Raw genomic sequence first — 26198 nt, 5'->3', positions numbered from 1 at the left:
GGGCTGACACCGTTCGCTCGCCGATTGGGGGCGGCGCCAAATGGGGGTGGCGCCAAATGGGGGTGGCGCCAAATGGGGGTGGCGCCAAATGGGGGTGGCGGATGAGTGAGACAGTTGCGCCAAGCGGCGTGGGGGAACGGCGCTGGCGTCGATTGTTGGACCGGATCGAGCGGGTCGGCGACGCCCTGCCCGATCCGGTTTTCATCTTCCTGGGTTGTATCGCCCTGCTGATGGCCGGATCGGCAGTCGCCGCGGCCCTGGGCTGGAGCGCGATCAATCCGGTCACCGGCGAGACCCTTCGCGCCGAAAGTCTGCTGTCCCGGGAAAACCTGGCCAAGCTGCTGGTCGACATGCCCGAGACCATGACCAAGTTCCCGCCGCTGGGACTGGTGTTGGTGGTCATGCTGGGCGCGGCCGTGGCCGAGCGGTCGGGCCTGTTCGGCGCCTTGCTGGGCGATGCGATCCGCAAGCTGCCCAAGGCGATCCTCAGCCCCGCCGTCTTCGTCATCGGCGTGATGTCGCACCACGCCGCCGACGCGGCCTATGTGGTGCTGATCCCGATGGCCGCCCTGATCTACGCCGAGGCCGGCCGCCATCCGCTGGCGGGCGTCGCCGTCGCCTACGCCGGCATTTCCGGCGCCTTCGCCGGCAACATCATTCCCGGTCAGTTCGACGTGCTGATCCTGGGCATCACCGCGCCGGCCGCTCAGCTGATCGATCCGAGCTTCGTGATGAATCCGCTGGGCAACTGGTGGTTCACCCTGGCCATCGGGACCCTGTTCACGCCGATTGCCTGGTGGGTCACCGATCGCGTGGTCGAGCCGCGCCTGGGGCCCTGGACGCGCGAGGACACCGCCACCGCCGCCCCTGACCTCGTGCTGGAGGAGATCGGCGCGGCCCAGAGGCGCGGCCTACGGCGCGCCGGGATCGCCGCGCTGGTGGTCATCGGCCTGTTCGCGGCGCTCACGCTCTGGCCGGGCGCGCCCTTGGTCGACGCCGAGGCCGTCGGCCCAAGCCGCATGACGCCCTTCTACCAGTCGCTGATCGCGGCCTTCATGCTCCTGTTCCTGGCCAGCGGCTGGGCCTACGGCGCGGCGACAGGGTCGGTGAAGTCGCATCGCGACATCGTGGCGATGATGTCCGAAGGCATGCGCGGCATGGCGCCCTATCTGGTCCTCGCCTTCTTCGCCGCGCACTTCGTGGCGATGTTCGCCTGGTCGAAGATGGGACCGGTCATGGCCGTCCATGGCGCCGAGGCGCTGAAGGGCGTCGGCCTGCCCAAGCCCCTGCTGCTGATCGCCCTGCTGACCATGTCATCCTTCATGGACCTCGTGATCGGTTCGGCCTCGGCCAAGTGGAGCGCCATGGCGCCCATCGTCGTGCCGATGCTGATGCTGCTGGGGATCTCGCCGGAGATGACGACCGCCGCCTACCGGATGGGCGACTCGATCTTCAACATCGTCACGCCCCTGGCCTCGAACTTCCCGCTGGTGCTGATCATCAGCCAGAAGTGGCGGCCGCGCTTCGGCGTGGGCTCGATGGTCGCCCTGATGCTGCCCTATACGATCGGCTTCGCGATCGCGGGCATGAGCCTGGTGCTGGCCTGGGTTGGCCTCGGGCTGCCCGTCGGCCCCGGCGCGCCGGGCGTCTACGCCCCGCCGGTCGCCGCGTCCGCGCCCTGAACGCCGTTCAGCATCGGTTCACACGGCAAAGCTTCAGATGCCTCCCAAGGGCGGAGCCCGGGGAGGTCGAAATGCGTGTTCATGTCGTGCGGTCCGTTGTCGTCGGAGCCTTGGCCGTCGGGGCCGCTTTGACGGTCGCCGCCTGCGCCACGCTTAGCGAAAAGGACTGCCTTCAGGGCGACTGGCGAGCGATCGGCTATATCGACGGCGCCGACGGCCGACCGATGAGCCGGATCGAGGATCACGCCAAGGCCTGCCAGAAGTCCGGCGTCACCCCCGACATGAGCCTCTATGCGCAAGGCCGCGACCAGGGCCTGACGCGCTACTGCACCGAGGCGAACGGCTTCCGCGTCGGGCGTGAAGGCCATGCCTACGTCGGCGTCTGCCCGCCGCCGGTCGAGCCGGAATTCCTGGGCGGCTACGCGGACGGCGAACGGATCCACGCCGCCGAGAGCCGGCTTTCCAGCGCGCGCTCCGACCTCAGCAGCGCGGACGCGCGGGCGGACAAGCGCGCCCGTCAGGCCGACGGGGTCGAGGACGAGCTGCGCAATCCCAAGCTCACGGACGAGCAGACTCGCGAATTGCGCGACCGCCTTCAGCGCCTGCGCCGCGAGCGCCGCGAGGCGATCGAGGACGGCCGCCGCGCCGAGTTCGCGATCCGCGACGCCGAGCGCGAGGTCGACGACCTGAAGGCCCGCTACGCCCCGCGCTACGGCTGGTGGTGAGGCCTAGTCCGCCACCAGCTTGCCCGCCGGCGGCACGCGGACGATGAAGTGCCCCTTCACGCCCTCGGGCCATTGGCGGTAGGGCACCACGCCCTCGTCGCTGTCCGCGTAGGCGACCGCGTAGTCGAGGATCGCCCGCGCGGCCTCGGCCGTCGGCTCGAAACGGCCCAGGACGTAGCCGATCTTGCCCGGCGCGCGCAGATGCACCGAGCAATGCTGGCCGCAGTTGAACAGGCACGGCATGGTTTGGATCGCCACGCCGGACCCCGCAGCCGCTTCGCGCAAGGCCATCGCCAGCAGCGCGCCGCCACGGACGCCCTCCGGGCTCTCCCGGTCCTCGGCCGAGAACCGGCAGGTGTCGCAGACCACCACGGCCGGACCATCGTCGGTTTCGCGCAGGACGCTCAAAACTCGATCCCCGTCTGGGCCTTCACGCCGGCGCGGAACGGGTGCTTGACCTGGGCCATCTCGGTGACGAGGTCGGCGGCCTCGATCAGCGCGTCGGGCGCGTTGCGGCCGGTGATGACCACGTGCTTGCCCTCGGGCCGCGCGGCCACGACCTCTAGCACCTCGGCCAGCGGCAGGTAGTCGTAGCGCAGGATGATGTTGAGCTCGTCGGCCACGACCATGTCCCAGTCGTCGGGATCGAGGATGCGAGCCTTGATCACCTCCCAGGCCTGCCGGGCCACGGCGATGTCGCGGGCGCGATCCTGGGTGTCCCAGGTGAAGCCCTCGCCCATCGGCCGGAACTCGACCTGATCCGGGAAGGCGTCGAACACGACCTTCTCGCCGGTGGTCATCGCGCCCTTGATGAACTGGATGATACTGACCCGGTGGCCGTGGCCGATCGCGCGGATGGCCATGCCCAGCGCCGCCGTCGTCTTGCCCTTGCCCGCCCCGGTGTGGACGATCAGCAGGCCCTTCTCGATGTTCTTCTCGGCCATCATCTTGGCGCGAGCAGCTTGGATGGCCTTCATCCTGGCGTTATGGCGCGCGTTCTTTTCAGCCTCTTGGGCCGCCTCGTCATGCGGTGCTTCGTTCATCGTCCGTCCCTCGCCGGACACCCCGCCGGCCGCGTTGATGTGACGAAGGCCGGTCTCCTGGCTTACGCCCTCCCGTCGCGGCGCCTTCCCAGGAGTTTCAAGTCCCAGTGGCGTGAGGCCGCGACGATCGACGGACGATCACAGTTGCGGGGGCAGCCGCGGATTGGTCACCGCGTTCCCGGAGGCCTTGCGAGCCTCCATGCCTTCGAGGTCCGGCGTAGGCGTCGTCGCCGCGAGGGTCAAGGCGGTTGGTCCTGGCCGCCCCAATGGTCAAGCTTCGTCCGCACACGGACGCTGTCGCAAAACTGTCGCCTAACTGTGACAAAAGCCCGAGCATCAGTCCGGCATGGTCTCCCCGTTCCCCCCGGACGACACAGGATTTGACGACATGAACAAGCTCCTTGGCGCGGTCGCGACCATCGCCCTGCTCGCCGTCGCCGACCAAGCCCACGCGGCGCGCGACTACGTCTGGGCCGCCGGCTCCTCGACGGTGTTCCCGTTCTCCACGCGCGTGGCCGAGAACTACTCGAAGAAGACCGGCAAGAAGTCGCCCAAGATCGAGAGCCTCGGCACCGGCGGCGGCATCAAGATGTTCTGCGGCGGCACGGGCGAGAAGTTCCCCGACATCGCCAACGCCTCGCGCCCGATGAAGAAGTCCGAGTTCCAGGCCTGCCAGAAGGCCGGCGTGAAGGACATCGTCGAGATCAAGATCGGCTTCGACGGCATCGTCGTGGCGACCGACAAGCAAGGTCCGGACTTCAACTTCAAGCTCGAGCAGCTGTATCTGGGCCTGGCCGACCAGACCCTGCGCGGCGGCCAGCTGGTCAAGCAACCCTATAAGAACTGGAACGAAGTCGGCCCGAACCTGCCCAAGGCGCGCATCCTGGCCTACGGCCCGCCGCCGACCTCGGGCACCCGCGACGCCTGGATCGAACTGGGCATCGAGGGCGGCGCCGCCAAGCTGCCGACCCTGGCCAAGATGAAGGCCGCCGACGAGAAGAAGTTCAAGGCCACCGTTTCGCCGATGCGCACCGACGGCGGCTGGGTTGACGCGGGCGAGAACGACAACGCCATCGTCGGCACGATCGAGAAGACCCCGAACGCCCTGGGCGTGTTCGGCTACTCGTTCCTGGAAGAGAACGCCTCGCGCATCAAGGGCGCTTCGATCAACGGCGTGAAGCCCACGGCGCAGGCGATCGCCAGCGGCCAGTATCCGCTGTCGCGCTCGCTCTACATCTACGTGAAGAAGTCGCAGGTCGGCGTCACGCCGGGCCTGAAGGAGTTCGTCACCGAGTTCGTGTCGGACGCCGCCACCGGTCGCGGCGGCTACCTGCAGGGCCGCGGCCTGATCCCGCTGCCCCCGGCCCAGCACCAGGCGATGAAGGGCAAGGCCGGCGCCATGCCCGCCATGCCGGCGCCGAAGGAATAAGATCTACCTTCCGACCGTCTTGAAGGGCGGCGGCCTCCGGGTCGCCGCCCTTTTCATTTAGGCCCGAACATCGCGTCCTCGCAGCCGTGGGCCCAAGGCGCTTCGTCCGGCGCGTATTCATGGAAGGTGGCGCGAACGCCCGGATCATCGTCCAGGCAGCTCGCGGCGATGGCGACCACCCTGCCCGTTTCGGGGTCGCCGAACGCCGTGCCGCAGCGCTTGCAGAAAGCCCGGGTGAAGCGGAACGGCGGCCGGGGCTTGTAGCGCGTCAGCAGCGCCCTCCCCGCCAGCCAATGCAGGGCTTCGGCCCGCACATAGACATAGGCGGCCGATCCCGCCTTTCGGCAGCGTGAGCAGTGGCAGGCGCCCATCAGGGCCGGCGGCTCGAACAGCTCGAACCGAACACCCCCGCAAACGCAACTTCCCTTGATGGTCAAGCGCATCTCCTTGATAGCTCAAGGAAACTGCGCCTCTCCTGCCGCCAGCGCGGTGTCAGCAGACGACGCTTGAGGCTGAGACCGGTTGTCGCGGCTCAGTTCGGCCTGGCGCGCGAGGTCATCCCGGCGGCGGCGGCGTCCTCGGCCACCTGCGGATCGAGCGGGGCCGGCGGCGGCGGCGGCGTGGCGGACGCGGTTTCGGGGGGCGGCGCGGGCGTCGTCAGCGGCGGAGGTTCGGCGGCCGGAGCGTCGCGCATCGCGGCCGCGGCCGCCTCGTCAGCTCCGGTGGCGGCGGCGCGGGGCTCGAAATAATCCACGACGTCGCCGTCGTCGGCCAGACTTAGAAAAAAGATCGCCACGAAGGTGGTGAGGACGCCGAGGACGAAGCCGAGAAAGATCCAGCCGAACCGATTGCCACGACGCTCGCTCATTCTACCTCGCTTCGATTACGCGCCCTTCCACTGTCGGACGCGGCCGACGTCCACATGGACGAACCGGCTCTGCGGGTAATAACCCACGCCACCCATTCCGAGATCCAAGGCCGCGGCCCTTACGTGCTCCAGCGCCACGTCTTCGAGGTAGATGTCCATCGCCTTGCCTTCCATGTGAAGGCTGTGCTTGGCGACTTCGCCGCTGCGATTGGCCAGCATCTTGTTGGTCGCCGGCGAACGATAGCCGGAGATCACCTGGAACGGCGACTTGGCTTCGGTGCGAGCCTGGATCTTGGCCAGGATGTCGTAGAGGCCGGGGTCCATCGGGTGGACCTGGTCGTTGCGGTAGTCGCGGAGCACCTTGTTCAGCGCCTGGACCGCGTCGGGAACGTAGTCGCCGTTCTCCCAGTACGCCGCTTCCAGCTTCTCCCCGGTGTGGATGTTGTGAAGATGGACCCAACGCGTCTCGACGGGGACCGGAGCCGCCATCGGGGTGGGCCGAAGGACAGGCTGCGCAGGAACCGGAGCGGGGCTCGGTTGTTTCCCCTGAAGGATCGCGCCGATGATGTCGTCGTCAGCGCGGGCGGCCGCGAGCGGTAGAAGTCCGGCCCCGAAAGCGCCCAGCCCCCACTGGAGCAGCTTACGTCGATGCATGCGTTTACGCCCTTACCCGACACTGAAGTGCGGGCAGGACACCGCAAGAGCGTTAAGAAAGCAAGCTGAGCCAGGTCAAAGTGCGGCGATACGCTGCACCAGCTCCTTATCCCAGCCATACGGATCGTCCCGGAAGTTCACCTGCCCGTCCGGCGTCACATAGGCCGTCCAATACAGCAGGAAGACCGCCATCTGTTGCGGCAGCTTGGCGCGGACGGTGTCGCCCGAGGCCAAGGTCGCGTCGATCTTTTCGGGCGTCCACACCGGGTCGCCCGCCATCATCAGCTTGATCAGCTCGATCGGCTTTTGAAGCCGCACGCAACCGTGGCTGGCCAGGCGACTGAAGCTGTCGAACTTGGAGCGGCTGGGCGTGTCGTGAAGATAGACGCCGTACGGGTTGTTAAAGTCGAACTTCACCTGGCCCAGCGCCGCCTTGGGTCCGGCCTTCTGCTGCAAGCGCGAGCCGCCGTCGCCGGTGGGGATGACGATGAAGTCGTTGCGCGCCAGATAGCCGGGATTGGCCTTCTCCTTGGGCCAGAGCTCCTTGGTGGCGATCGACTGGGGCACGTTCCAGGGCGGATTGAGCACGATGCTGTGGATCATCGACGACAGCATCGGCGTCTCGTCGCCCGGACGGCCGGTGACGGCGCGCATGGTCAAGGTCGGCGTGTCCTGCTGGAACACAGACATGACGGCCGCGGCGATGTTCACCTGGATGCGATCGGCCGGCAAGGTCTGAGGTAGCCAGCGCCAGCGCTCCATATTGGCCTCGATCTGGTCGACGCGCCGCTCGACGGGAACGTTCAGCGCATTGAGCGTCCCCGGCCCGACGACGCCGTCCGGGTTGAGGCCGAAACGCTTCTGGGCGCGCTGGACCGCCTGAACGAGGGCGGCGTCGTAGACGTCGCTTCCCGTCAGCGCGACCGTCGGGTCCTCGACCGCCAGCCGGGCCCGGAGCGCCTTCACGCGCGGATCGACCAGGCCCTCGGTCAGGCTGGGGCCGGCAGGCACGACGCGCCACCCGCCCTTGGCCGCGAGGCCGCGATAGGTCGTAAGGCCCGTCATCAGGGTCTGATAGCCCGTATAGGGCGGCGGCAGGCTGGCGAGCCAGGCGGCCAGTCGATCCTGCTGGACGGCGGCGGCGAAGTCGGGCGCCGGATCGTAAGGGTCGGGCCGCAGCCCCCACTCGGTCATAAAGGCGCTGACGGGCAGCCGACCGACGTGGACGGCTCGGGCGTAGGCCAGGGTGAGGTCGATAAGCGCCGCCTGCCCCGTGGCGCGCCCGGCGGGATCCTGCCCGGCCAACAGAGCCATCGCCGCGTCGGGCGCGAAACGTTTGGGCGGCAGACCATGGGCTTCAGCCCCACGCAGAGCTTGCGCCAAGCTCTCGGCCTGAGCGGCGGTCAGCGACAGGGCCGCAAGGTCGACCGTCGGCGCCGCGGGCACCAGCGGAACCGACTGCACCTGCCGTCCGGCCGTCACGGACGGGCTCTGAGATTGCGCGAGGGCCGACGAAAGAGGCAACATGCTCAGCGCCGCCGCCAGGGCGCCGCAAGATCTCGAAACTCGGTTCACCGTCACTCTGTCCGCCGTGCTCGCGCGGCCACGCCACGCCTTGACCTCAGATGGTCGCCCGGATCTTCGCCGTCAACGCGACGGACCCCGCCCCCACCATCCGCCGCGCGCTCGGCGACGGATTTCTCAAGGACAGGAACCCGTAAGCCACACCGTTGGTTTCACCCGGCGAACGGGGACCGCAGGGGGCGGCCGAAAAAGGGGTGGCCCAAAGGGCTACAAGGACAAGACCTTGGACAAGAAAACGCTCGACCTTTTTCCGATCGGCAACTGCGCGGTCAGCGCGCTGATCGACACCGCCGGACGCTTCGTCTGGGCCTGCGCTCCACGGGTGGACTCCGATCCGGTGTTCAGCGCCCTGCTGGACGACGCCGATCCGGACGGCGAAGCGGCCAAGGGGCTGTGGGACGTTCAGGTCGACCGCCGCGCCGAGGTCCGCCAGGGCTATCTCCGCAACACCCCGATCCTGCGCACCGAGATCGCCGACCAGGACGGCGCGCGGATCGAGATCATCGACTTCGCGCCGCGCTACGAGCAGTTCGGCCGCACGTTCCGCCCGACCGCCTTCATCCGCCTGATCCGGCCGATCGTCGGGGTGGCGCGCATCACCCTGCGGCTGCGCCCGACCGCCGGCTGGGGCGCCAAGGTCGCCGAGCACACGCGCGGCTCGCACCACATTCGCTATCTGTGCTCGGACATGACGATGCGGCTGACCACCGACGCGCCGGTCTCGCACATCCTGGAGGAGCGCACGTTCCGCCTCGAAAAGCCGATCGCCATGTTCCTGGGCGCGGACGAAGGCTTCGAAGCCCCGGTCGGCCCGACCTGCGAGCGGATGCTGCGCGAGACCGAGAGCTACTGGAAGCACTGGGTGCGCGGCCTGGCCGTGCCGCTGGAATGGCAGACCGCCGTGATCCGCGCCGCCATCACCCTGAAGCTGTGCATGCATGAGGAAACGGGCGCGATCGTCGCGGCCCTGACCACCTCGATCCCCGAGCACGCCGACAGCGGTCGTAACTGGGACTACCGATACTGTTGGCTGCGCGACGCCTACTACGTGGTCCAGGCCCTGAACCGGCTGGGCGCCGTGGACGTGCTCGAGAACTATCTGGGCTACCTGCGCAACATCATCGCCCGCGCGGAGGGCGGCCATATCCAGCCCCTGTTCGGCGTCGGGTTCGAGGAGGTGCTGACCGAGAACATCGCCCCTGATCTTCCCGGCTATCGCGGCATGGGACCGGTGCGGGTGGGCAACCAGGCCTATGAGCACATCCAGAACGACGTCTACGGCCAGATCGTGCTGTCGACGGTGCAGGCGTTCTTCGACGAGCGCTTGCTGCGTCCCGCCACGATCGACGACTTCGAGGCGCTGGAGCCGGTCGGCGAACAAGCTTTCCGGCTTCACGACCAGCCGGACGCCAGCCTGTGGGAGTTCCGGGGGCGAGCCAACGTCCACACCTACTCCTCGGCCATGTGCTGGGCGGCGTGCGACCGTCTCGGCAACGCCGCCGAGAAGCTGGGCCTGACCGAGAAGGCCGCGTTCTGGAACGCCCGGGCGGCCCACGTGCGCAAGGTCATCGAGGATCGCGCCTGGAATGAAGAGCTCGGCCGCTTCGCCGCCACCTTCGAGGGCGGCGAGCTGGACGCTTCGCTGCTGCAGCTGGTCGACCTGCGCTTCCACAAGGCCGAGGACCCGCGCAACCTCGCCACGCTCAAGGCCGTGGAGGAAGGCCTGCGGCGCGGCGCCTACCTGCTGCGCTACGCCATCCCGGACGACTTCGGCTCGCCCCAGACGGCGTTCAACATCTGCACCTTCTGGTTGATCGAGGCGCTGCACCTGCAGGGGCGCTCCGACGAGGCGCGAGCGTTGTTCGAAGACATGTTGAGCCGCCGCACCGGCGCCGGCCTGCTCTCCGAGGACATCGGCTTCGCGGACGGCGAGCTGTGGGGGAACTATCCGCAGACCTATTCGCTGGTGGGACTGATCAACTGCGCGGTGCTGCTGAGCCGCCCTTGGACATCGGTCCGTTAACTCGAAGGGTAGCCGTTCTACGGATGCGTCGGACTAACTTTTATCGACAACCTTGTGTAGGGGAGGCCTCATATCGAGGTCCCCAGGAACCGTCACTCTGGCACTTTTGACAGTAAAGCGTGACACAGGAACCAGCTGTAAATCTACCACAGTAATCGTAAACGGCCCCAGGAGAAAAAGATCTTCCATTGATTACGCAAAACTTTGGATCATCAGATCTTTTTGATCTATTCGAGACTTCTAATTTTACATTTTCGCGACCATCGCGGATTACATATCGATCCATATACGGGGTTCCAAAAAATACAGAACCCGCCAGCGAAAGAATAAGTATTCTAACAAGCATTCCTGCGCCTCCACCTGACTCGATACAGCAACACTTGCGATTAACACTATCAACCCAATGGTAAACGGCGCTTACCGAAAAACTACCTCAATGCCGACAACTTATGGCCGAACGATCTACAAACGGACCAAAAGCGATCTACGCCACCACCGCCACGCCGCGATGTTGCAGTCCCGGCAAACATTGAAATCCAGACGCCACATCCGGCAGGCATCGGCGATCCTGGGACATCGAGACTTCGGAGAGTTTTCTTGACGAGCCAAAAGCTGGCCCTGGTCGGTTTCCTGGGTTGCGTCGCCGCCGGCGCGGCCCAAGCCCAAGAGACCCAGCCCACCGCCCCCGCGTCCCAGGCCGCCCCGGCCGCCCCCGCCACGGCCCCGGTGCCTCAAGCCGCGCCCCAGACGCCCCAGAAGCCCGTGACGCCCGAGGATCTCGACACCGAGGTCGAGGCCATCACCATCACCGCCAGCGGCAAGCCGTTCGGCGCGGTGCTGGGCGACATTTCTCCGGAGGAGACCTTCACCGCCGCCGACGTGCGCTCGTTCGGCGTGTCGTCGATGGAGGACCTGCTGACCGAGCTGACGCCGCAGACCACCAGCGGTCTCGGCGGCCCGCCCGTCGTGCTGTTGAACGGTCGGCGGATCTCGGGCCCGGGAGAGATGCGAGACATCCCGACCGAAGCCATCCAGCGCGTCGAGATCCTGCCCGAGGAGGTGGCTCTCAAGTACGGCTACACCGCCGATCAGAAGGTCGTGAACATCGTTCTGCGCCAGCGCTTCCGCGCCTCGACCGTGGAGGCCACGGTCGGCGGCTCGACGGCGGGCGGTCAGGCCAGCGAGCAACTGAACTGGAGCCAGCTGCGACTGAACCGCGAAGGCCGCACCAATCTGGCCATCAAGATCCAGAACAGCGACCAGCTGCTGGAGAGCGACCGCGATCTCGTCAGCCGCGGCAATAGCGGCCTCTACGATTTCACCGGCAACATCGCGCCGGCGACGGGCGCGGAGCTGACAGCGCTCAGCGCTCTGGCCGGGACGCCGGTGACGGTCGCGGGTGTCCCCGCCTCGGCCGCGACCGCCGCGCCGAGCCTGTCGGCCTTCCTGGCGACGGCGAACCAGGCCAACGCCAGCGACATCACCGACACCCGAACCCTTCTGCCGCGCAATCGGCAGGTGTCGATCAACAGCGTCACCAACCGCACGATCCGGGAGAACGTCTCGGCGACGCTGAACCTGGGCCTCACCGCCTCGCAGAGCGACTCCCTGCTGGGGCCGGCGCGCGCGCGACTGGTGATCCCGGCGGCCGATCCCTTCTCGCCGTTCGGCCAGGACGTCGCGCTGTATCGCTATCTCGGCGAGCAGGACGCTCTGGGCCAGACCACGCGGAATCTGTCGGGCCACGCCGGCTTCACCCTGAACCGCGACACCGAGGATCTGCGGCTGTCGCTGACCGGCAACTACGACCACGCGATCAGCAAGACCGAGACCGACCGCAGCGTCGACCTGACCGGCGTGCAGACGCGGCTGACCGCGCTGGACCCCACGCTCAATCCTTTCGCGCCCCTGACGGGCCTGTCGATCAACGCCGACCGCGCCCGCTCGATCACGGACAGCGGCGACCTGCAGCTCGTCGCCAACGGGGCGCTGGCCAAGCTGAAGGCGGGCGACCTGTCGACCACGCTGAAGCTGGGCGTCACGGGCTCCCGCCTGACCGCGACCTCGCGTCGTTCGGGCGTGGAGAGCGACAGCGAGTTGTCGCGCGGCGACGCCAACGCCCAGGTCAGCTTCGACCTGCCGCTGGCCAGCCGCCGCAAGGGCGTGCGCGCCGGCGTCGGCGACCTCTCGACCAACCTGAACCTGGCGGTCCGCTCGGTGTCGGACTTCGGCAGCCTGACGACCATCGGCGGCGGCCTGAACTGGTCGCCGATCAAGCCGGTCAGCTTCATCGTCTCGGCGACGCGCCAGGAGAACGCCCCCAGCATCAGCCAGCTGGGCGATCCGCTGATCACCACGCCCAACGCCCAGGTCTTCGACTATGTGCGCGGCGAGACGGTCGACGTCACCCGGATCAGCGGCGGCAACGCGGACCTTAGGGCCGAGACCCGCAACGTCCTGCGCCTGGGCGCGACCTACAAGCCCGAGCAGATCCAGGGCCTGTCGCTGACCGCCAACTACAGCCGCGTGCGCATCGACAACCCGGTCGCCAGCTTCCCGGCGGCCACGGCGGCGGTCGAGGCGGCCTTCCCCGACCGCTTCACGCGCGACGCCAATGGCGTTCTGACGCGGATCGACACCCGGCCCGTCAACTTCGCCAAGCGCGAGAGCGAGCAGATCCGCTGGGGCTTCAACTTCTCGCGCCAGATCGGCAGCGCTCCGCCGCCGCAGCCCGGAGAGTTCCGCTCGCGCTTTGGCGGCGGCCAGGCCGCTCAGGCCAGCGCGGACACGGCCGCCGATCGTCCGCAGCCGTCGCCGACCGACACGCCATCCGACCCCAACGCTCAGCAGCAGGCGCCGGCGGTCGGTGACACGGTTCCGCGCACCGGCTTCGACGGCGGCGGACGCGGTGACGGCGCACGCGGCCCTGGCGGCGGCGGGTTCGGCGGCGGGTTCGGCGGACGGGGCGGCGGCGGCGGCAACCCGCGCGCCACGCGCCTGCAGCTGGCGCTGTTCCACACGGTCCATCTGAAGGAGCGCGTGACGATCGCCGACGGCCTGCCGGTCCTCGATCTTCTGAACGGCGACGTGATCGGGTCGGGCGGCGGCCAGGCCCGCAACGAGATCGAGGCGCAGGCGGGGATCACCCGCTACGGCCTCGGCGCGCGCCTCTCGGCCAACTGGAAGAGCGGCACGCACGTCGAGGCGGGCGCGGGCGGGGCGACGACGGATCTGGACTTTTCCAGCCTCGCCACCGTCAACCTGCGCCTGTTCGCCAATCTGGGCGCGCGACGAGACCTGGTCCAAAAGCACCCGATCCTGCGCGGCACGCGCCTGACCTTGAGCGTCAACAACCTGTTCGACGCCCAGCAGACGGTCCGGGACGGCACGGGCGTGACCCCGGTGACCTACCAGCAGGACTACCTGGATCCTCGCGGCCGGGTGGTTCAGTTCAGCGTGCGGAAGCTCTTGTTCTAGCGCCGAGCGCCCCCTCCTCTCGCCCGCGCACAAACCCGTGAGCTTCAGCGTGATCGGGGATCGAACCCGGCCGTTCGGCGTTCATGCCGCATGTTGCTTACAGATGAGGGGGTTCTCGCCATGACCGCGGCTCAACCGGTCGTGCGGACGGAGTTCGCGGATCTCTCGCCCCCGCCGATCAATCTCCCACCTCGCGCGGCCCTGTTCCTGGACTTGGACGGGACCTTGGCGCCGATCATGCCACGCCCCGACGACGTCGGCCCCAATCCGCGACGCGCGCGGGTCATCGCGCGCCTGCGCCAGCGGTTCGAGGACCGCGTGGCCGTGGTCAGCGGACGATCGCTGCCGGACCTCGACCACATCCTGAGCGGCGGCGTTCCGGCGATCGCCGCGATCCATGGCCTGGTGCGGCGCACCGCGGGCGGTGGCGTGGTCGAGCTCGAGCCGCACGCCGGCCTGGAGGACGCCCGTCGCATCCTGGGCGAGCTGGCCGATTGCGAACGCGGCCTGCTGTTCGAGGACAAGACCCTCAGCGTCGCCCTGCACTATCGCAACGCTCCGAGCTGCGCCGAGGCGGTGATCGAGGCGGCCGAGCGCCTGGCCCAGTCGACGGGCCTCGTCCTGCAACTGGGCGACATGGTGGCGGAGCTGCGCACGCCGGGCGCCGACAAAGGCTCGGCCGTGACCGCCTTCCTGACCGAAGCGCCGTTCGTCGGCGCGACCCCCATCTTCCTGGGCGACGACCTCACCGACGAAGATGGCTTCGCCGCCGCGCGCCGCCTCGGCGGTTTTGGCGTGCTGGCCGGCAAGCCGCGCCCGACCCAGGCCCACTTCCACCTGGAGGGTCCGGACGCGGTTCTGGATTGGCTGGAACATCTGACGGAGAACGCGGAGGTCCACGCATGAGCCGGCTCATCGTCGTCTCCAACCGGGTCAATCCGCCCAACCCCGCCGAGGGCGGCGAAGGCAGCGTCGGCGGCCTGGCCATGGCCCTCGCCGCGGCCCTGCGCGAGTATTCCGGCATCTGGTTCGGCTGGAGCGGCAAGACCATTCCGGAGTTCACCGGTCAGCTGAACATGCAGCGGATCGAGGGCGTCACGGTCGCGACCGTCGACCTCGAGGAGACCGACTACCAGGAGTACTATAACGGCTACGCCAACAAGACGCTGTGGCCGCTGTTCCACTACCGCGTGGACCTGACTGCGTATGACCGCTCGTTCGGCGAAGGCTATGACCGCGTCAATCGTCGCTTCGCCGAGACCCTGGCGCCGCTGATCGAGCCGGACGACATCGTCTGGGTGCACGACTATCACCTGATCCCGGTGGCGCGGGAGCTGCGCCGCATGGGGATCACCAATCGGATCGGTTTCTTCCTGCACATCCCCTGGCCGGCCCATCAGCTGGTCGTGACGCTGCCCCGCCACCGCCAGCTTGTGGAGGCGCTGTTCGACTACGACCTCATCGGCTTCCAGACCGAGGAGTCGCTGCAGGCGTTCGAGGGCTATGTGTTCTCGGAGGTGCAGGGCGCGAAGAACGCCCGAGGCGAGCTGGTGGCGTTCGGCCGGCGGACCTGCGCGGCCGCCTTCCCGATCGGCGTCGACGCCCAGGACTTCGCCGAGATCGTCAAGAGCGACAACGCGCGAAAGACCTACGACCGGATGATGGCCCACAGCGTCTTCCGCAAGATGATCGTGGGCGTCGACCGCCTCGACTATTCCAAGGGCCTGGAAGAACGGCTGATCGGCTACGAGCGTTTCCTGCACGATCACCCGGATATGCGTCGCGAGGTCATGCTGCTGCAGGTCGCGCCGATCTCACGCGACGAGGTCGAGGCCTATCAGGACCTGCGCGGACGGCTGGACGGCCTGATCGGCCGGATCAACGGCGCCTATGCCGAGATGGACTTCACGCCGATCCGCTACGTGAACCGCTCCTACCGGCGGGACGAGTTGGCGGGCGTCTACCGCGCGGCGAAGGCGGCGCTGGTGACGCCGCTGCGCGACGGCATGAACCTGGTGGCGAAGGAATATGTGGCGGCCCAGAATCCGGACGATCCCGGCGTGCTGATCCTCTCCCGCTTCGCCGGGGCGGCCCGGCAGATGAAGGAAGCCCTGATCATCAACCCGAACAGCCCGGAGGAAATCTCCGACGCCTTGGAGCGCTCTCTCTCCATGAGCCAGGACGAGCGCAAGCAGCGCTGGGAGGCCTTGTTCGATAATGTCCGCCGCGAGGACGTCACCGCCTGGCGCGACAACTTCGTGGCCGCGCTGCGCGGACGGCCCGGGCCGGATGACGAGGGTCAGCAGGAAGAGCCCTCGCCGGTCCGCAGCCTGGACGTGGCGTCCAAGGCGCTCAGGGCGCAAGGGCCGGAAGCCAAGGCCATGCGCGCCTAGGATTCTCGCAGGCTGGCGGTGCGAAACGCGCGCGGGGTCACGCCCGCCGCGGCCTTGAAGGCGCGGTTGAACGGTCCGATCGATCCGAATCCGCAGTCCAGCGCGATCAGCAGGATCGATCGGTTGCGCAGGGCCGGGTCGGCCAGCATCTCCCTGGCCCGCGCGATGCGATAGGTGTTCAGCATCTGGTTGAAGTTGGCGAAGCCCAGCGAGGCGGTGACGCACCGGCTGATCTTGTAGTCCGGCTCACCCAGGCGACGGGCCAGATCGGCGACCTTGCGATGGGGCGCGGCGTGAAACGCGTCCTCGCGCAAGACGGAGGTGATGCGCCGAGCCAGATCGGCGTCTTCGGCGGCGTCCGCCGTCGGAGTCTCGCGCCGCCGCTTGGGCGCCGACAGCGGGTGACCGGCGCGGAACCACGTCGCCGCGCCGCAAAGCAGCAGCGCCAAGCCCGCGCAGATCGTCTTGACCCGTTCGGCGACATCGTGATCGATGGCCGCGCCCGCCCCGTCCGGCTGATTGACCGCCAAGACGGAACTGCCCATCAGCAGCGCGTACACGGCCACGAAGATGACGCGGAAGCGCTTCTCGGCCGCCGGCAGCTCGCGACGAAAGCCGTTGAACGGCTCGACGAAGGTCAGCAGCAGAACTGTCGAGCTTCCCAGGGCGTGCGTGTTCTGGATCATTCGCGCGGCCGGGCCTTCCAGCAGACCCAGGATCGGGAACAGCCCCGTCAGGAAGACGACCAGCGCCACGATCCGGGACCAGCGCGCGTCGTGCTCGCGAGGATCAAAGACCGCCCGCGTGAAAAGCCATGAGAACGCGCAGCCGGCTCCGCCGCCTATGGCCAGCGGCGCGGCCAGCATTCCGGCGTTCGCGCCCAGCAGTTGACCCAGCACGAAGCAGGCGAGCGATCCAGTCGTCAGCGCCCAATGCGCCGCCAATCGCCCGGGCCGCTTCGGCGGCGTGGCGGGCGCGGTGTCCAAGGTCAATGAAAGCAGCGTCGAGCTCATACGCCATCTAGCCGGTTCGCCGCCCATCATCGCGCAGCTTCGCGCGGTCTTGTCGAGCCGGCCGCCGAAGGAATCTTTGGTCGATTTCCAAATCGGCGAGACGACGCGCCGTCCGCCGCCCCATCGACTTGCCCGCGCCCGACCCGTCGTCGGCCGCCGAGGAGGTCCTATGTCGAGCAACGAAATTCCCGCGCGCGAAGCCGGCGTGGACGCGCGAAGCGTCTTGCGATGGGCGGCCAGCACCTGGTTCGCCGTCGCCGTGGCGGGCCAGGCGGCGTTCATCTATTTCATCCTGGCGTTCTACGGGACCCGCACGGCGTCCGGGCGCTTCGCCGCCTGGAACGACAAGCCTCTGATCACCGGCTACGTCCAGGGCGACCATACCGGCAACGCGATGTTCGCCGCCCACGTCCTGCTGGCCGCGGTCGTGACGCTGGCCGGGCTGGCCCAGCTCGTCCCTCCCCTGCGGCGCGCCGCCCCCGGCCTCCACCGCTGGACGGGTCGGACCTTCCTGGTCGTGGCCTGCTTCCTGGCGCTGGGCGGCGCCTGGATGGCGATCGCGCGCGGGAGCTATCTTTCGGTTATCTCCGCCGTCGCCATTCTGCTCGACGCCGCCCTGATCCTGACCTTCGCCGTCCTGGCCTGGCGCGCGGCCCTGGCCAGGCGTTTCGACCAGCATCGACGCTGGGCCATGCGGACGTTCATGGTGGTCAGCGGCGTCTGGTTCCTGCGCGTCGGCCTGATGGGCTGGATCGTCGTGAACGGGCGCCCGATCGGCATGACCAAACGGATGGACGGCCCGGCGGACATCGTGCTGACGTTCGGCAGCTATCTGATCCCGCTAGCGATCCTCGAGCTTTACTTCGCGGCCGAGCGTAGCTCCAGACCGGCCCTGAAGCTGGCCGTCAGCACGTTGATCTTCGCATCGACCGCCTATGTGGCGGCGGGGATCTACGGCGCGATCGTGATGATGTGGGGGCCGTATCTCTAGACGGCTAGCGCCGCTCTTCCAGCCCGTCGATCAGCTTCTTCAGCCGCTCGACCTCGTCGGCCTTCAGCGGGCGGTGCTGGGCGAAGTGGCTGATCAGCGGGGCCAGCTGGCCGTCGAACAGACGGTCCAGCAGACCCTGGCTCTCGGCCTGGACATAGGCGCTGCGATCGACCAGCGGCCGATAGCCGTGACGCCCCTCGGCGCGCTCGGACTTGATCGCCTTCTTCTTCAGAAGGCGGTTGATCAGCGTCTTGACGGTCGCCTCGCCCCAGTTCTGCGCGCCGCCGACCTCGGCGACCAGCTCGTCGGCGGACAGCGGGGCGCGGCGCCATAGCGCTTCCATGACATGGGCTTCGGCGGCGGTGATATGCATGGCGCTTACGTCCGTAATTCTCGGCGACGCTATACGCGCTGTCGCCAGTGTCAAGCGGCCGAGCCTCCGCTCCCCCCGACCGCCCGACGGTGAGCGCCTCATTGTCAATGACACCGGTTTCCACTAGAGACTCGGGCAAACCCGCCAAGCCGGGCTTGAGCCGAATTCTAGGGAGGATCCACGGCGTGACCGTTTCTGAGGCCGATAGCGAGGCGTTCACCCCCGCGGCCATTGCTCCCCAGTTCGTAAAGGCCCGCCAAGAGGGTGTTTCCGTCCCCGGCTATCCCGGTGACGTGATTCCCGCCACCATGGCCGACGGCTATGCGGTGCAGGATATCGCCATCGACCTGTGGCCCGACGAGCTGGTCGGCTGGAAGGTGGGGCTCGTCCCGCCGCAGCACCGCGAGCGCCTGGGCGCCGAGCGCCTGGCCGGCTGCATCTTCAAGTCCAAGGTCCAGCAGGCCAACACGAACGGTCAGCCCAACACCTTCCGCGCCATCGAGGGCGGCTTCTGCGCCGTCGAGGCCGAGTTCATCATCCGCCTGGGCAAGGACGCCCCGGCCGACAAGACCCAGTGGACCGCCGAGGAAGCCGCCGACTACGTGGGCGAGCTGCTGGTCGGCGTCGAGATCGCCGGCAGCCCGCTGAAGACCATCAACGCCCTGGGCCCCACCGTCGTGGCCTCTGACTTCGGCAATAACGATGGTCAGATCATTGGTCAGGCCATTTCCAACTGGCGCGACATCGCCTGGGAGGATATGCCCGTCGAGACCATCATCAACGGCAAGTCGTTGGGCAAGGCCACCGCGGCGACCATTCCTGGCTCGCCCCTGGCCGCGCTCGCCTTCCTGCTGGGCGCGGTCGCCGCGCGCGGCAAGCCGTTGAAGAAGGGCATGATCGTCACGACCGGCGCCACCACGGGCATTCACGACGTGGCGGCCGGCGACGTGGCCCACGTCGATTTCGGCCCGTTCGGAACCGTGGACTGCGTCGCCGTTCCGGCGAAATAAAAGAAACCAAGGGAAGGAAGGCCAAGGTCCATGGACGTTTCAAAAGCGCCCCCACCAATGCCTGAAGGGCCCTCCGAGAAGATCGGACGGTACCGCTGGGTGATCGTCACCCTGCTGTTCGCGGCGATGGTCATCAACTACGTCGATCGTCAGACGATCGGCCTGCTCAAGGCGGACCTGTCCAAGGAGTTCGGCTGGGACGAGACGCACTACGCGGACCTCGTCTTCTACTTCCAGCTGGCCTACGCCGTGGCGTACCTGGCTTGGGGCAAGATCATGGACAAGATCGGGGCCCGCTGGGGCTTCGGCATCGCCTTCCTGATCTGGCAGATCGCCCACATCGCCCACGCCGGCGCCAGTCACATCAGCGGTTTCATCGCCGCGCGCATGGGCCTGGGCATCGGTGAAGCCGGCGGCTTCCCGGGCGGCATCAAGGCCGTGGCCGAATGGTTCCCCAAGAAGGAGCGCGCCTTCGCCACGGGCCTGTTCAACGCCGGCACCAATATCGGCGCCATCGTCACGCCGCTGGTCGTGCCGGGCATCGTGCTGGCCTTCGGCTGGCAGATGGCCTTCATCGTCACCGGCGTCGCGGGCCTGATCTGGCTGCCGATCTGGCTGCTCGTCTATCGCACGCCGCGCGAGGCCAAGAACCTGTCGGCGACCGAGCTGGCTCACATTGAGCAGGACCCCGCCGATCCGGTCGAGAAGATCGCCTGGACCAAGCTGCTGACCAAGCGCGAGACCTGGGCCTACGCCCTGGGCAAGTTCCTGATCGACCCGATCTGGTGGATGTTCCTGTTCTGGCTGCCGGACTTCCTGGGCAAGCGCTACGGCCTGGATCTGAAGACCTTCGGCCCGCCGCTGATCGCCATCTACCTGCTGTCGGACGTCGGCAGCGTGGCCGGCGGCTGGATGTCGTCGACCCTGATGAAGAACGGCGCCAGCATCAACAAGGCGCGCAAGCTGACCATGCTGGTCTGCGCTCTGCTGGCCGTGCCCGTGATCTTCGCCTCGTACGCCAGCTCGGTCTGGCTGGCCGTGCTGATCATCGGCGTCGCCACCGCGGCTCACCAAGGCTTCTCCGCCAACCTCTACACCCTGCCCTCGGACGTCTTCCCGCGCGGCGCGGTCGGCTCGGTCGTCGGCATCGGCGGCATGCTGGGCGCCTTTGGCGGCATGGTGTTCTCGAAGTACATCGGCAGCGTCCTGGACAGCATCGGCACCTATGCGCCGATCTTCCTGGTCGCCGGCAGCGCCTATCTGATCGCCCTTCTGGTCGTCCACCTGCTGACGCCCAAGATGGAGCCGGTGAAGATCTAGAGCGCGTTAGGTTTAAGTGTGAGCGGTTAAACCGCCCGAACGCGCGGCAACAAACAAGTCGCGCTTCACGCGATCGCGATCCGGGCCGGGGAGCAATCCCCGGCCCTTTTCGTTTAAAGCTGCGCCATGCCCCACTCTCGCACCGTGAATGTCGCCCTGGTCGGATACGGCTATGTCGGCAAGACCTTCCACGCTCCGCTGATCGCCGCCACGCCAGGCCTCGCGCTGGCGACCGTGGTGTCGAGCGACCCGGCCAAGGTCGCCGCCGATCATCCGGACGTTCGGGTCGTCGCCGACCTGGACGCTGCCCTCGCCGATCCCGCGATCGAGCTGGTGGTCGTCGCCACGCCCAACGCCCTGCACGCGCCCCAGGCGATCGCCGCCCTGGAAGCCGGCAAGCACGTGGTGGTCGACAAGCCCTTCGCCCTGACCGTCGCCGAGGCTCGGACCATGGCCAGGGCCGCCGACCGCGCGGGCAAGCTGCTGACCGTGTTTCACAACCGCCGCTGGGACAGCGACTTCCTGACCCTCCGGCGCCTGATCGCCGAGGGCGGTCTGGGCCAGATCGTCCAATACGAGAGCCACTTCGACCGCTTCCGCCCGGTGGTCCGCGACCGCTGGCGCGAGCGGGCGGGACCTGGTGCGGGCGCGTGGATGGACCTTGGTCCACACCTGCTGGACCAGGCCCTCGCGCTGTTCGGCGAGCCGCTGGCGATCTCGGCCGACATCGGCGTCCAGCGCCCCGGCGCCGGAGCGGACGACTACTTCCACGTGGTGCTGCGCTATCCGACCTTGCGCGTGATCCTGCACGGTAGCCTGCTGACCGCCGCCAGCGATCTGCGTCTCGCCGTCCACGGGACCGGCGGCAGCTTCGTCAAGCACGGCCTCGACCCGCAGGAGGCCCAGCTGAAGGCCGGCATGGTCCCGGGCGCGCCGGGCTATGGCCGCGACAGCCGCCACGGCGTGCTGACCACGGTCGAGAACGACGTCCAGGTCCACGCCGACGTCAGCCCCGAGCCGGCCGACTACCGCGCCTTCTACGCCGGCGTCCGCGAAGCGATCGTCACCGGCGCGCCCTCGCCCGTGCCGGTGGATGAGGCCCTGCGGGTGATGGACCTGCTGGAGCTGGCGCGCGCGGCGAGCGAAGAGCGGCGGGAGTTGGCTGTCGATCCTTCGTCTCAGACCTTGAGCCGCTAGCCCCCTCCCCCGAAACCGTCTTAAGCTCCCCGCCATGCGCACCTCCCTGCTGACCGCCGCCTCCGCCCTCGCCGCCGCCCTCGTGGCCTGTGGTCCCGCACCCGCTCAGCCCGGCCCCGCGTCCGGCCAAGCCGGCGCGCCCGTCGAGACCCGGCCGCCGAACGTCCCCGAGCAGAAGCCGGCCTTCCCGAACCAGACCCGCGCGCCGGGCCTGAACTCCAACACCCAAGGCCAGTACCAGGTGCTGGCCAGCGGCCTCGATCACCCGTGGGGCCTGACCTTCCTGCCGTCGGGCGAGATCCTGGTCACCGAGCGGGCCGGACGCCTGCGGGTGCTGTCCAAGGACGGCAAGCTCTCGCCCGCCGTCGCCGGCCTGCCCGCCGTGTTCGCCGAGGGCCAGGGCGGTCTGCTGGACGTGACGACCGACCCGGCCTACGCGACCAACGGCCTGATCTACTGGAGCTACGCCGAGGCCGAGGGCGGCGTGAACGGCACGGCCGTGGCGCGCGGCAAGCTCTCGCTGGGCGCCGCCCCCAAGCTGGACAACGTCCAGGTCATCTGGCGCCAGGCGCCCAAGATGGACAGCGCCCTGCACTTCGGCGGCCGCCTGGTCTTCGCGCCCGACGGCAAGCTCTTCATCACCACCGGCGAGCGCTCGATCCTGGCGGGCCGCGTGCAATCCCAGCACCTGGACGCCACCCTGGGCAAGGTCATCCGGATCAACGCCGACGGCTCGATCCCGGCCGACAACCCGTTCGTGAAGACCGCCGGCGCCAAGCCCGACATCTGGTCGCTGGGCCACCGCAACATCCAGGCGGCCGCCCTGGATCCCGCGGGCGTTCTTTGGACCGTCGAGCACGGCGCGCGCGGCGGCGACGAGCTGAACCGTCCGGAGCCCGGCAAGAACTACGGCTGGCCTGTCGTCACCTATGGCGAGGAGTATTCCGGCAAGCCCATTCCCGACAGCGTCACCCAGAAGGAGGGCTTCACGCAGCCGGTCTATTACTGGGATCCGGTGATCGCCCCCTCGGGCATGGCCTTCTATGAGGCCAGCCTGTTCCCGGCCCTGAAGGGCAGCCTGCTGATCGGCTCGCTGCGGGAGCAGCACGTCGATCGCCTGGTGCTGAAGGACGGCAAGGTGGTCGGCGAGGAGCGCCTGTTCACCGACATCGGCGGGCGCGTCCGCGACGTCCGGGTCGGCCCCGACGGCGCGATCTACGTCGTGACCGACGAAGACGACGGCAAGGTGATCAAGATCACGCCGAAGCGCTAAGCCGAGAAAACGCGGGCGCGCCGAAACGCGCCCGCGAGGTCACGCCCTAGAACTTGTACTGCAGGCCCAGGCTGAACTGACGCCCGGTGTGGGTGTAGACGAAGGTGCTGTCCCGGTCGGAGTCGATGAACTGCCGGTTGAAGCGGTCGAAGATGTTCAGCCCTTCCAGCGACAGCTTGAAGTGGTCGTTGATCTGGTACGAGGCGGCCATGTCGACCGTCAGGTTCGGCGAGTAGCCCTCCAGGTCCTGCAGCGGATTGTTGGCCGGCAGGGCCACGATCGACTTGTCGCGGTACGAGGCCGAGACGCGGGCGCTGAACTTGCTGTCCTCGTAGTAGAGCGTGGCGTTGTAGGCGTTCTTGGACAGGCCGATCAGGTCGTTGGTGGTGACGCCGCCGGCCGCCAGGAAGTACTCGATCTGGCTGTCGACATAGGTGTAGTTCACCAGCGCCCCGGTGTGGCGCAGGAAGCCCGGCAGGAAGGTGAAGGCCTGCTGGTAGTTGATCTCGAAGCCCTTCAGCGGCCCGCCCGGCGTGTTCAGCGGCCGGGTCACGGTGATCGGGGTGTTGTCCGGATCGACGCCCGAGGAACCCAGCAACGCCATCGGCAGACCGGTCTGGCGGAAGGTCAGCTGCTGGGACTGGTTCTGAACGTAGGTCTCGATGTCCTTGTAGAAGAGCCCCACGCCCAGGATCGCGCCGGGGGCGAAGTACCATTCGGCGCCGACGTCGGCCGTCCAGGCGCGGATGGGATCCAGCGTCGGGTTGCCCGAGTTGATCGACGGCGTGCCGGTCAGGTTCAGGCTGCCGCCCGGGGTCAGGAAGTTCAGCTCGGGCCGCGAGACCGTCTTGGCGCCGGAGAAGCGCAGGACGAGGTCGGGCGTGACATCCACCGAGACGTTCAGCGACGGCAGGACGTCGTCATAGGCGTGCTCGGCCGTGACCTGCTGCGGGGTCAGGCCGATCTGGTAGCCGCGCGACTCCAGCTCGGTGCGGGCGAAGCGGAAGCCCACATCGCCCCGCACCGGCAAGCCGCCGATCTCGGTGCGCAGGTCGGCCTGCAGATAGGCCGAGGTCACCTTCTCGTCGACGCGCCGGATGCCGCCGTAGTTGGGCGCCAGGTTGTAGAGGCCGCTCTTGCTGTAGAGGTTCTGATTGGCGACGAACTTGTCGTAGTCGATCGTCGCCCAGCTGCTGGGGAAGACGCCGCTGTCGATGCCATGGCCGCCGAAGCCGGACACGACCTTGGTCAGGTTCTGCAGCTCCGCCGAGGTGAAGCTCGGGACCAGGAAGTTGTTCGGCCGCTGGAAGGTCGAGGTGTCGAACGAGAACTCGTCATAGTGCCCGCCGAACTTCACGGTCAGGGCGTCGTCGACCGCCCAGGCCAGGTTCAGGTCGACGGTGCGATAGATATTGGTCGTGAAGGTCTGGGCCAGCCGGACCTCGGCGTTCGGGGCGGCGAAGCTGTAGAGCGAGGCGTCCGTGACGTCGAAGCCGTGGGTGATGATCGGCTGGTCGCGGTTCTTGCGGAAGTCGATCGTCATGCTCGTGTTCGGACGCTGGAACATGATCGTCGTCGTCATCGGCTGGTCGTAGTCCGACTTCGAATAGCCGATCAGGCCCTTGACCGTGATCCGGTCCGTCAGCTCGTGCGTGCCCGCGAAGGTGTACTGCTGGAAGACGTTCTGGAATTCGTCGTGCTGAGTGTCTGAGCGAACGTCGACGCCGTCGAAGCGGGCGTAGTCGACGTCATAGACCGTCTGGCCGAAATTGACGCCGGCGGTGTGGCTGGTTCCAGCGTTACGCAGCACGAGCTCGCGGACGGCGGTCTGCGGCTTGCCGTTCTGGCTGATGGCGCGGGCGAACGAGAAACCCTCCAGCCAGTTCTCCTCGCGCTTGACGTCGTAGTCGGAATAGAGGGCGTCGAAGCTGAGCGAGGTGCGCGAGGTCGGCTTCCACTGCAGGGCCAGGGTCGCGCCGGTGCGCTCCTGGTCATGGTGGAACCGGCCGTAGCGCGGCAGGCGCGGGAAGAACACGGTCGAGCGGTTGGCCTGGTCGAAGACGGTGTCATTGGCTGCGGGTCGAGCGACGCCGGTGGCGCAGTTGGCCGCGTCCGTGCCGTTGGCGGCGTTGTTGGCCGGGTTCTGCGTCGCGCGGCCCACGGGCGTGCAGAAGCCGCCGTCGACTGTCGCGGGGTTCCAGCCGCCCGAGCCCCACTGGTCCTCCAGGAACTTGCGCTTGCTCCAGGCCAGCGACGCCTGCGCCCCGAACTGGCCCCAGGCCGTGTCCCAGCGGTTGCCCAGCACGGCGGTGACCTTCGGGTCGGAATTCTTGGACAGGTCGTTGTAGCCGGCGGCCGCGCCCAGCACGAAGGTCAGGCCCTTCTGATCCAGCGGCCGCGCGGTCTCCAGGTCGACCGTCGCGCCCAGCGAGCCTTCGATCACCTCGGCCTGCGCGGTCTTGCGCACCGTGATGCCGCTGAACAGCTCCGAGGCGAAGGTGTTGAAGTCGAAGCCGCGGCCAAGGTTGGCGCCGCGATCGCTGGTCGTCGCGCCACTGGTCGACTGGGCTTCCATGCCGTTGATGCGGACGCGGGTGAAGGCTGGCGGCAGGCCGCGCACGGTGATCGTCCGGCCCTCGCCGGCGACGCGAGTGATCGAGACGCCCGGCACACGCTGGATCGACTCGGCGAGGTTGGCGTCGGGGAAGTCGGCGATGTCCTCGGCCTTGATGGCGTCGACCACGCCGGAGGACTGGCGCTTCACGCTCAGCGCGCTCTGCAGGCTGGCCCGAAAGCCAGTGACGACCACCTCTTCGACGGCGTTCTCTTCAACGGTTTGCGCTTTCGCGCCCTGGGCGATCATTGCGCCCGCCATGGCCAGCGCGAGAAGCGAGCAGCCCGAATTCCAGCCGTGCTTGGACGACATACGACCCTCCTGACAGGGCCGGTTTCGCCGCGCCCCTAACGTTTCCAACCCGAGGCTCCCGGTTGATCCGGTTCAGCTCCCATTTTGCGAGAACTCCCATCTTATGGGACGATGTCTCACAAGGTAACATTATATGTCGGACAAGTTTCAGGACCGCAAGCAACGTTACCGCGTGGACGGACAATCCGCCCCGGACCGGGTCCCGCTTCGACGTGGA

The 26198-nt window shown here is 67.9% G+C and carries 21 protein-coding genes and 1 riboswitch; of the genes, 12 read left to right on the top strand and 9 right to left on the bottom strand.

Annotated features, from left to right (window positions below; all coding sequences use genetic code 11):
- Window positions 1-101 precede the first annotated feature (101 nt).
- Window positions 102-1682 (top strand): AbgT family transporter, encoded by a 1581-nt coding sequence (locus tag CSEG_RS07970; protein ID WP_157038977.1) that lies wholly within the window; start codon window positions 102-104, stop codon window positions 1680-1682.
- Window positions 1683-1753: 71 nt separating this feature from the next.
- Window positions 1754-2407: a DUF2799 domain-containing protein gene (locus CSEG_RS07965; RefSeq protein ID WP_013078732.1), complete on the top strand. Its 654-nt coding sequence runs from the start codon at window positions 1754-1756 to the stop codon at window positions 2405-2407.
- Window positions 2408-2410: 3 nt separating this feature from the next.
- Here the strand turns inward: CSEG_RS07965 and CSEG_RS07960 are convergent, their stop codons facing one another.
- Both CSEG_RS07960 and cobO read right to left on the bottom strand, forming a co-directional pair.
- Window positions 2411-2815: a DUF1636 domain-containing protein gene (locus tag CSEG_RS07960; RefSeq protein WP_013078731.1), complete on the bottom strand. Its 405-nt coding sequence runs from the start codon at window positions 2813-2815 to the stop codon at window positions 2411-2413.
- On the bottom strand, window positions 2812-3450 hold the full coding sequence (gene cobO / locus CSEG_RS07955) for a cob(I)yrinic acid a,c-diamide adenosyltransferase (protein WP_013078730.1): 639 nt from the start codon (window positions 3448-3450) through the stop codon (window positions 2812-2814). Before cobO ends, CSEG_RS07960 begins: the two co-directional genes overlap by 4 nt.
- A 30-nt stretch (window positions 3451-3480) precedes the next feature.
- Window positions 3481-3664: riboswitch (cobalamin riboswitch) on the bottom strand.
- Window positions 3665-3838: 174 nt separating this feature from the next.
- Here cobO and CSEG_RS07950 point away from each other — a divergent pair.
- Window positions 3839-4879, top strand: coding sequence for a substrate-binding domain-containing protein (locus CSEG_RS07950; RefSeq protein WP_013078729.1), 1041 nt, complete (start codon window positions 3839-3841; stop codon window positions 4877-4879).
- Between the two features lie 53 nt (window positions 4880-4932).
- On the opposite strand, the gene CSEG_RS07945 is transcribed toward CSEG_RS07950, so the two are convergent.
- The 4 genes from CSEG_RS07945 to CSEG_RS07930 form a co-directional block, all read right to left on the bottom strand.
- On the bottom strand, window positions 4933-5322 hold the full coding sequence (locus CSEG_RS07945; RefSeq protein WP_041538235.1) for a GFA family protein: 390 nt from the start codon (window positions 5320-5322) through the stop codon (window positions 4933-4935).
- Between the two features lie 89 nt (window positions 5323-5411).
- The gene (locus CSEG_RS07940) at window positions 5412-5747 is read right to left on the bottom strand and encodes a hypothetical protein (protein WP_013078727.1); all 336 of its coding nucleotides are present in this window, start codon (window positions 5745-5747) and stop codon (window positions 5412-5414) included.
- A gap of 15 nt (window positions 5748-5762) precedes the next feature.
- Complete coding sequence (locus CSEG_RS07935) at window positions 5763-6401, bottom strand: DUF882 domain-containing protein (protein ID WP_013078726.1); 639 nt, start codon at window positions 6399-6401, stop codon at window positions 5763-5765.
- A gap of 75 nt (window positions 6402-6476) precedes the next feature.
- Window positions 6477-7883, bottom strand: a complete 1407-nt coding sequence (locus CSEG_RS07930; RefSeq protein ID WP_013078725.1) for a L,D-transpeptidase family protein — start codon at window positions 7881-7883, stop codon at window positions 6477-6479.
- 325 nt (window positions 7884-8208) lie between these two features.
- Here CSEG_RS07930 and CSEG_RS07925 point away from each other — a divergent pair, with 325 nt between their 5' ends.
- The 4 genes from CSEG_RS07925 to otsA all read left to right on the top strand — a co-directional run bounded on the left by CSEG_RS07925 (window position 8209) and on the right by otsA (window position 15878).
- Entirely contained in the window at window positions 8209-10008 is a 1800-nt protein-coding gene (locus CSEG_RS07925; protein ID WP_013078724.1) for a glycoside hydrolase family 15 protein, read from the top strand.
- 597 nt (window positions 10009-10605) lie between these two features.
- Window positions 10606-13485: a porin family protein gene (locus tag CSEG_RS07920; RefSeq protein WP_013078723.1), complete on the top strand. Its 2880-nt coding sequence runs from the start codon at window positions 10606-10608 to the stop codon at window positions 13483-13485.
- Between the two features lie 120 nt (window positions 13486-13605).
- Window positions 13606-14391 (top strand): trehalose-phosphatase, encoded by a 786-nt coding sequence (gene otsB, locus CSEG_RS07915; protein ID WP_013078722.1) that lies wholly within the window; start codon window positions 13606-13608, stop codon window positions 14389-14391.
- Window positions 14388-15878, top strand: coding sequence for an alpha,alpha-trehalose-phosphate synthase (UDP-forming) (otsA, locus tag CSEG_RS07910; RefSeq protein ID WP_013078721.1), 1491 nt, complete (start codon window positions 14388-14390; stop codon window positions 15876-15878). The genes otsB and otsA overlap by 4 nt, the downstream gene beginning before the upstream one ends.
- Here the strand turns inward: otsA and CSEG_RS07905 are convergent.
- Window positions 15875-16891: a helix-turn-helix domain-containing protein gene (locus tag CSEG_RS07905; protein ID WP_053463733.1), complete on the bottom strand. Its 1017-nt coding sequence runs from the start codon at window positions 16889-16891 to the stop codon at window positions 15875-15877. The genes otsA and CSEG_RS07905 overlap by 4 nt on opposite strands.
- A 169-nt stretch (window positions 16892-17060) precedes the next feature.
- Here CSEG_RS07905 and CSEG_RS07900 point away from each other — a divergent pair, with 169 nt between their 5' ends.
- Window positions 17061-17882, top strand: coding sequence for a DUF2306 domain-containing protein (locus CSEG_RS07900; RefSeq protein ID WP_013078719.1), 822 nt, complete (start codon window positions 17061-17063; stop codon window positions 17880-17882).
- Between the two features lie 4 nt (window positions 17883-17886).
- On the opposite strand, the gene CSEG_RS07895 is transcribed toward CSEG_RS07900, so the two are convergent.
- Window positions 17887-18255: a BlaI/MecI/CopY family transcriptional regulator gene (locus CSEG_RS07895; protein WP_013078718.1), complete on the bottom strand. Its 369-nt coding sequence runs from the start codon at window positions 18253-18255 to the stop codon at window positions 17887-17889.
- 185 nt (window positions 18256-18440) lie between these two features.
- On the opposite strand from CSEG_RS07895, the gene CSEG_RS07890 reads away from it, so the two are divergent.
- The 4 genes from CSEG_RS07890 to CSEG_RS07875 all read left to right on the top strand — a co-directional run bounded on the left by CSEG_RS07890 (window position 18441) and on the right by CSEG_RS07875 (window position 23055).
- The gene (locus CSEG_RS07890) at window positions 18441-19265 is read left to right on the top strand and encodes a 2-keto-4-pentenoate hydratase (protein ID WP_013078717.1); all 825 of its coding nucleotides are present in this window, start codon (window positions 18441-18443) and stop codon (window positions 19263-19265) included.
- A 30-nt stretch (window positions 19266-19295) separates the two neighbouring features.
- A complete protein-coding gene (locus CSEG_RS07885) occupies window positions 19296-20585 on the top strand; it encodes an MFS transporter (protein WP_013078716.1) in 1290 nt (429 codons plus the stop codon).
- Between the two features lie 126 nt (window positions 20586-20711).
- Entirely contained in the window at window positions 20712-21782 is a 1071-nt protein-coding gene (locus tag CSEG_RS07880; RefSeq protein WP_013078715.1) for an oxidoreductase, read from the top strand.
- 34 nt (window positions 21783-21816) lie between these two features.
- The gene (locus tag CSEG_RS07875; protein WP_013078714.1) at window positions 21817-23055 is read left to right on the top strand and encodes a PQQ-dependent sugar dehydrogenase; all 1239 of its coding nucleotides are present in this window, start codon (window positions 21817-21819) and stop codon (window positions 23053-23055) included.
- A 46-nt stretch (window positions 23056-23101) separates the two neighbouring features.
- Here CSEG_RS07875 and CSEG_RS07870 read toward each other — a convergent pair whose 3' ends face one another.
- Entirely contained in the window at window positions 23102-25981 is a 2880-nt protein-coding gene (locus CSEG_RS07870) for a TonB-dependent receptor (RefSeq protein ID WP_013078713.1), read from the bottom strand.
- Between the last annotated feature and the right edge of the window lie 217 nt (window positions 25982-26198).

This window comes from Caulobacter segnis ATCC 21756 (assembly GCF_000092285.1).
Taxonomy (GTDB): Bacteria; Pseudomonadota; Alphaproteobacteria; order Caulobacterales; family Caulobacteraceae; genus Caulobacter; species Caulobacter segnis.
The sequence above is the reverse complement of the archived record's forward strand: the minus strand, read 5'-3'. Positions and strand labels throughout refer to the sequence as shown.